11 protein-coding genes are annotated in these 6,762 nt (G+C 46.3%); 1 reads left to right on the top strand and 10 read right to left on the bottom strand.

Going from position 1 to position 6,762, the window contains the following annotated elements; genetic code table 11:
- Positions 1–7: 7 nt before the first annotated feature.
- The 9 genes from IM515_RS02485 to IM515_RS02525 form a co-directional block, all read right to left on the bottom strand.
- The gene (locus IM515_RS02485; protein WP_287629292.1) at positions 8–718 is read right to left on the bottom strand and encodes a hypothetical protein; all 711 of its coding nucleotides are present in this window, start codon (positions 716–718) and stop codon (positions 8–10) included.
- Positions 696–965, bottom strand: a complete 270-nt coding sequence (locus tag IM515_RS02490; RefSeq protein ID WP_287629294.1) for a response regulator transcription factor — start codon at positions 963–965, stop codon at positions 696–698. The genes IM515_RS02485 and IM515_RS02490 overlap by 23 nt, the downstream gene beginning before the upstream one ends.
- Before the next feature lie 60 nt (positions 966–1,025).
- Positions 1,026–1,298 (bottom strand): DUF7352 domain-containing protein, encoded by a 273-nt coding sequence (locus IM515_RS02495; protein ID WP_287629296.1) that lies wholly within the window; start codon positions 1,296–1,298, stop codon positions 1,026–1,028.
- Positions 1,291–1,668 (bottom strand): hypothetical protein, encoded by a 378-nt coding sequence (locus IM515_RS02500; protein WP_287629297.1) that lies wholly within the window; start codon positions 1,666–1,668, stop codon positions 1,291–1,293. Before IM515_RS02500 ends, IM515_RS02495 begins: the two co-directional genes overlap by 8 nt.
- Positions 1,655–1,867: a hypothetical protein gene (locus IM515_RS02505; RefSeq protein ID WP_287629298.1), complete on the bottom strand. Its 213-nt coding sequence runs from the start codon at positions 1,865–1,867 to the stop codon at positions 1,655–1,657. Before IM515_RS02505 ends, IM515_RS02500 begins: the two co-directional genes overlap by 14 nt.
- On the bottom strand, positions 1,860–2,081 hold the full coding sequence (locus tag IM515_RS02510; RefSeq protein WP_287629299.1) for a hypothetical protein: 222 nt from the start codon (positions 2,079–2,081) through the stop codon (positions 1,860–1,862). The genes IM515_RS02505 and IM515_RS02510 overlap by 8 nt, the downstream gene beginning before the upstream one ends.
- Before the next feature lie 189 nt (positions 2,082–2,270).
- Complete coding sequence (locus IM515_RS02515) at positions 2,271–3,011, bottom strand: AAA family ATPase (protein WP_287629301.1); 741 nt, start codon at positions 3,009–3,011, stop codon at positions 2,271–2,273.
- A gap of 47 nt (positions 3,012–3,058) precedes the next feature.
- The gene (locus IM515_RS02520; RefSeq protein ID WP_287629302.1) at positions 3,059–5,116 is read right to left on the bottom strand and encodes a Mu transposase C-terminal domain-containing protein; all 2,058 of its coding nucleotides are present in this window, start codon (positions 5,114–5,116) and stop codon (positions 3,059–3,061) included.
- Positions 5,106–5,357 carry a hypothetical protein gene (locus IM515_RS02525; protein WP_287629303.1) on the bottom strand — a complete coding sequence of 84 codons (252 nt, stop codon included), beginning with the start codon at positions 5,355–5,357 and terminating at the stop codon, positions 5,106–5,108. The genes IM515_RS02520 and IM515_RS02525 overlap by 11 nt, the downstream gene beginning before the upstream one ends.
- A gap of 206 nt (positions 5,358–5,563) precedes the next feature.
- Here IM515_RS02525 and IM515_RS02530 point away from each other — a divergent pair, with 206 nt between their 5' ends.
- A complete protein-coding gene (locus tag IM515_RS02530) occupies positions 5,564–6,139 on the top strand; it encodes a helix-turn-helix domain-containing protein (protein WP_287629304.1) in 576 nt (191 codons plus the stop codon).
- A 186-nt stretch (positions 6,140–6,325) separates the two neighbouring features.
- On the opposite strand, the gene IM515_RS02535 is transcribed toward IM515_RS02530, so the two are convergent.
- Positions 6,326–6,613, bottom strand: coding sequence for a hypothetical protein (locus IM515_RS02535; RefSeq protein ID WP_287629305.1), 288 nt, complete (start codon positions 6,611–6,613; stop codon positions 6,326–6,328).
- Positions 6,614–6,762 lie beyond the last annotated feature (149 nt).

The following is a 6,762-nucleotide window of genomic DNA, read 5'->3' on the forward strand; positions in this document are numbered from 1 at the left end:
TTTCCTCCTAAAATGGGCAATCATCGGGAATTTGAGCATTTTTTTTCTCGACCAGTCCCCTTACAAAGGACACAAAATCTTGCAATTCGTCATCAGTCAACAGCTGTCGGCTTCTTTTGTTGTAGCGATTCTGCAAAATTGTTCGGGCTTGCTCTTGATTAATGCCTAAAAGTGTAAGATCAGCGGTATTCTTAGCGATTAAAGTTTGATAATCAACTGCTGGCACAATCGGAAGCTCAAAGCCCTCTTTATCTTGCTCAAAAGAAACACTAGGAAAATACTTCTTAGATAACTCTTGAGCTAAATAATACAGATCGACATCTTTATCCCAAGATGTTTTTACTCGCTGATTATTAGCCCAAAGATTGCAGAAAATCACACGACTATCACGCTCCGAAACCTTCGGGCTAATAATAATCTGACAATCGGCTTGCTGACTCAAGCAAACCTGTAAACTCAACAGCAATCCCCGACTAAAAACGGTATTTAGACCACAGCGAACGCAGTAAGTAAACTCATCATCTTTCAGCAAAAAATGAAGCTTTTCAGACACCTTATCCTTGTACTCAGACTGACGAATCTGCAAGCCTACAGCCTTACCCTCTAGAGCCACTTCCTTACAAGGAACATTATCCGGCCAAGACCACGGATACCCCTGACAATTGTTCACAAAAAGAATCTTATCGTAAGCCTGATTAGGCGGTTTTACAAATCCCATACTGTCCTCCGTTTTTGATGATTAAATAACCAGAATCCCGATAATAGTAAGCAATCAGCGACGCTCGGCTTTGCTTACCGAACTTTTTCAAAATATGGTAAACATGATTCGTCACGGTTCGCACCGACAAGTCAAGCTTTTTAGCTATTTCTTTATCGCTTTTCCCCTCAACAATAAAAGATAATATTTCCTTTTCGCGAAGGGTTAGATCATCCCACGTTCTCAAAAAATCAGATTGATTGTCCATCAGTTTTTTCCCATGACTTGTAGTCCCGATTTGTGAATCGGGACATTTACTTTTTAAGAATTAAGACTTCTCAAACACATGACATACGAAACAACCGTTATCGAGTTGGTATGTGCCAACATACTGCCCAAAATCGCCGTCTGGCATTGCCTCGCCAGTAAAGTAGGTCCGAAAATGACGAATGACAATTGGCGACTCCTTATCCACTAAAGCCCACAGTTGTGGCTTGTTATTTTGTACCTGAATAGTCAATATTTGTGCATTTTGGGGGAGTCGAAGACTTTGCTCTTCAACATTTGGGTTAAGGGGGTATTTCCAAATAACATTAGGCATCACTACTCTTCTCCATAATCTGCAACAGCATCGACAAATAAGCTTGCAAAAAAGCCTCGACTCGACTAGAGCCACAAGAAGTCGCCCTTTTCCGAGTTTTTCGACACTCGATCGCACAAGTCCAGCCCTTATCTTTGGGGAAGCCAGCCACTACAAACCAATCCTTAATAAAGCACTGGCATTCCAGTATTGAGTTAAGCAAATATTCCCGCTCAGGATCAGTTTTTCTGCCGAAATTCAAAGAATAATGGGCATCCAAAAATCGATAATCCAGAGGAGAAAAAATCTCAAAAGTCCCCGGCATAAAAGTAGGCTTACAAACGGTCGGCTCTAGCCGTGACCATTCCTTGAGCAAACTAATCAGCATCATCACCTCCGAACCAGCGCTTACGAGACACAATTTCCGGCTGTGTCTCTGGCTCATGGGACAAACACCAGCCACACCAATTAAAAGCCTCCTCTTTCGAGCGACACCAGAAACGCACCCGTCGGCTTCGCCCATCCCAACAAGCCGTGACCAGCCAAGGACGATCAATATCTGGCAACACAAAAGGGGAAAAATTACTCACAAACCACCTCCTTTTTTACCGGACGTAAAAACGACTTTTTCCGATAGGCAATCACTTGCAAATACACATCTAGCAAAGCCTCGATCAGCGATTCTTGCCGAGAGCCAAAGCATCGCGAAGTCTCGTAAACATCAGGATTCACGCTGGCCGCCGCGAAATAGGAATGCGGTAATCGCTGAATACTCCAGCCATAGCCAAAGCTATCTAGGCGCATTTGGAGAAAATAAATCAACTTAGCAAGCGACCCACGATCCAACAAAAAAGGATTAGGATCAGAGCTAGAGATAGAAATCCACTCACCCCAAGATAATTGGATAAAAAAGCTATCCCGAAACACGCCCGACCCATACCGACAAATGTGAGGCTCCAGCTTTACCCAATCATGCAAAAATTCAGTAAGCATTTATACCCCCCGTGCCATCGGCAAAATTTTGCCAGAATTTCCCACAGAAAAATCTGGGATAAAAGAGCGATCGCCCCAGTCAGCTAAAGTCACCTTCGCTAGGTCTTTCGTAAAGGCAAACTTTTCAATCCGGCTCAAAGCCCAAGCCACACGCCGGCAATTGCAAGAAATTCGAGAATCTCGGAAAATAGCCCCCAAAATATCAGAGCCAAATTCCACTTCGCACAATCGGCTAATCGCTTGGATATCCTCGATAGAAGCTTTTGGGACTTCACCCAAAAAGCGAAAACGATCAAAAAATAAGGGATACTGGAGAATGCGCTGATAGCTCCCCGTCATTCCCACTAAAACTACCGGCACATTCCCCTGATCATGCAGAACCCGAATCGCCTCAATCAAATCTAATCGGTCAAGAAGCCGCTCGCACTCATCGATAAACAAAGGACGACGGGAAGACTTCAAATAACTGATCGCCCCTTCCAAAGCACCAGCAAAGGATCGGCTTTTCTCACCGCTTGCCACCTTAAGCAAATGAGCCACAAAATGGTACGGAGACCAGCCTTGAATAGCTTCTAAGTAAATACCGTCAAATTGAGAGCAAATCAGCTTAATAGCCGTACTTTTGCCCGTCCCCGGTTCACCCCAGAAAAGCCCTAACTTTTCCTTCGGCTCATCAACCAACCAACCGATACCCGACTCGATAAAATCGAGTGCCGTAGTCTGAACTACCAAATCCTTCATAATAGAACTATCCTTTATTGAATCCTCGCCAAAAGCGAGGCTTTTTCTTACCTTGCTACAGCTTGCGCTCTAGCCTTGAGATTTTTAGCTAGATTGGGCGATAGGCGCTCAAATCTCGCTAAAAACTCCCGTTCCTCATCCGTCAAAGTCTCGCGCTCGTACAATTCCCGGGCGCGGGACATCTGGGACTGAAACATCTGCGCGTCCGTCGGCTGCGGCTGATTCGATAATCGAGCCTGCATTTTTTCCTTCCGGACTTGCATTTCTTGCTGATCCTCTACCCCCATCTGTGGCGCGGGGATAGATGCCATCGGATCGAAAACCTTCTTAGGAGCCTCACGGGGAGTATTAATACTCACATTCCCCTCTTTACTCACCTTCACCAAACCCACCGGGTCGGTCTCAATTACCCGCTTAAGAGTCTTAGCCTGCTTCTGTACTTCCTTCACCTCGGCTTGTACCTGCTTATAAGTAGCCTTACCCATCGCCGCCACCTGCTGCTGTTGCTCCGCGGTCATGGGATTCAGCCACTTAGCCACACACACAAACTGATCTAGTGAATCATTGGCGTAAACATAGATATCATTAGGATTCTCAGGATGCCAACGAACATGAACATCATGACCAACCAACTTCCCTAATTCACCCGCCACATAGTAACGATTGTTAACCTGAATCCCCGATTTCTGGACCTTCCGAGTCGCCACCGGCAAAATCAGGAAGTCAAGCAATCGCTCATCGGCTACCGATCGCACCTGCCAACCCTTACGGATTGACTCAGCTAAAACCTCAATCGGGGAACGTCCATTTAACCCCTCACTACCCGATAAATGGGCTTTTTCACACCACTTATCAAGCCAAGCCTGAAAAGCCTCCGGGGACATCCGTAAGCGATAGATATCCTTCTCGTCCCGAATATCTTGCCGCTCGGCTACACTATGGCCGCAATACCCCGGGAGCATCTCAAACTCCCCATGTTGCAGCGTCCGAAACAGCCTCTCTATATGCGGTTTTTGCTGGGGACTATAGGGATCACACCGCTCTATCCCGATCCCTAACGCCCGCAAAAACAACTCTGTTCGCTTACTGACATAATTCTTACCGTTATCCGTTTTCACAGCCGTCGGCTTACCCCAATCAAGCAAGCACCGACGCAGAAGCAATAACACCGCTTCGCTATTCGCAATCTCGTATATTTGAAACTTTCTCCGGCGCGTATAAACATCGATCGCACCGGCCAGAACAAATCTTTTTTCCTTTTTCTCCCCGTCTTCCTCAAATTCAAGGATAAGATCTTGCTTTGTGTCATCCAGTTCCCAAATCTCATTAGGATGCTGTAAAGACGCTGAATAGCTACCAAAAGCAGGCATCAGCTTATTTCTGCTATCCTTATCGGAGCGATACTGAATTAGCTTCGACTTCTGCTCGATCGCAAATTTATTCAGCCACCGACGCAATTGCTGTTCCGAGGGGATAAAAGGCAATTCCTCAAAAGATTTTTGCAGAGCCAATCTCACCTGATTAGGACTCCAGCGACCGCGACCCGCCGCGATGCAAACCTCGATCGCCTCCTGTAACTCAGGATGCGATTCGATCGCCCCGACCCGCTGGCTATTGCGTCCCAATCCATCCAAACCGCTCGCCTCATAGCTTTTACGGCATCTGTGCAAAGTCGAACGCGAAATTCGAGGAATAATATCCCAACACTCAGGAGATACAGTAGTTAGTTCTCGCTGATTGTAAAGTCGGCAGAAATTTAGCTCTAGATCCAATCGCAGGGCATTACTGCCGTACTCAGATACAAATCGAGCAAAAGCATCAAGTACCTGTAAATTAGCCCAAGCCTTCCTTTGATCCACCCCACAACTTACCGTTATCGGCTGCGGCTCAACCACAGGAGCCGCCAACTTCGCAACCAAAGCCGCTTGAGTATTCTGTGGAAGCGATTCTACACTATACTCCCATCCCCCACCGCGCCCATCCCTTGGGCGGCACTCCCACCCCTCCTTTTGGGCTTTTTTCCGCAATCCCGCCACAGTAGCCGGCATCCCAATCAGATCAAACTTAATCAATTCTTGCAATGTGTACCAGCTACTACTCATCATCCCCCCCCGCCAAAAATCTCCGAGTCCGCGCTAGATGGGATTGAGCCAATTCAGCCAAATTGTAAAGAGAAGTCGATCGCTCCCTAATCGCAATCCCGATTAAAATTAAATAATCAGCAGCGTCCGATGCCGGCACTCGCTCCTCCGAAGCAATTCGATGGATCTGCTCTAATACCTCCGGGTGGAGTCGGGTATGCGATTTATCCCGCACCGCCAACTCCCTAAGAGGCAGATCGGGCAATACGCTCTCCCCCCCAAGGCTAAAATCTTGCCTCTGATCTCTTCGGCGTAGTGGGCTGTATCTTCGCATAATCCTCTCGAATCACTTTCTAAAAACATAGCACAGCTTGTGTAATGTGTTCCACAATTTCTTAACATTTTTTTACAAACCACTCCAAACCATAAAAAAGCCTTTAGAATACTGATCAAGACAAGAGGCAGTTTTATATGGCACCGACGACACTAATCCCGACACGGCAAGCGCAACTCTGGACAAAAAAAGGATTAGGAAGATTAGGCTTCCTAATCCGGCAAGCCAGACTAGACCTCGGCTGGTCGATGGACCGGTTAGCTCTCGCCGTGTTCCACGGAACAGGAGAACAAATCGCCAAGAAAACAATCGGGAATATAGAAAACAACGTCGGCTTCCCCCAGTACAACTCCCTAGCGGCCATTGCCGCTCTTAAAATCGTCAAAAGTTCCACCGGCAGGCCTCTCGATCACCACGACTTCGTCGACATAGCCTCCGAAAACTACGAGCTTACCCCTATGGACATCAAAAATATGGTCAGCTGCGCGATGCTGATCAACAAACTCAGCGAAGGGGAAATCTGGAGAAAATTAGAAGCGATGCGACTAAACACAGGGGGATCCCTTTCCTTCACCCTTGATCGCTTTGAAAAAATAAAAGAGAAGCAAATCCGCCCCACCCAAGAGGATATTAGAATTATCAGAGAATTAGTCGATCCCAATGGCGAAGCCTTCGACGAAATGGAATGGCTTCAATCGGCTAACCTGCTTTAAAACAAGTTTTCACTAGCGACAAAAACTCTCGATTTCGCAAAACTTTAAAGCATTTTGCCCTAAAAAGTGCTTCATCTTGGGCTGATTCATAAATCAGCCACAAAAAACACGCCCAAACATCTCAAAAATGTCCAGGCGTGCTTTTTGTGCATTCTTGTGATGAATCCCAATCAGGACAATAGCTCATCAAGAAACCTCTTTCCCTAGATTAGAAGTTAATCCGTGGCAAGGGGGGTAATCTTCCACGCCCATCATCGCCAGTCCGTAGCGATTGCCACGGCACTTAATCAAGCAAAATCGGCTTAATCCCACTTGGCGGGCAGCACTCACCAGATACGCTCTTTGCTCCCAAAGTGTGGATGCGATCGAATCTTCAAAAGCGTCCACCACCGTCACCCTTACCGATTCCCCTCTCCTTTCAATCTGCTCGAAATATATCTCGGTTTTTCCCTCAAGATCACACTCGGAAATCAAAACAAAACGGGCTCTTCGGGAATTGTTATGCAAATAATTAACTTAAAATAAAATTCGATGAGAGTACCTAGTCTCAAAAATAGCTGACATCCATACAGGGAGACACTTACGGCACAAACAGGTTAATACCAAAAGATAGACAATTGAGT

Origin of the sequence: Microcystis sp. M44BS1, assembly GCF_020244875.1 — a bacterium.
GTDB classification, from domain to species: Bacteria; Cyanobacteriota; Cyanobacteriia; order Cyanobacteriales; family Microcystaceae; genus Microcystis; species Microcystis panniformis.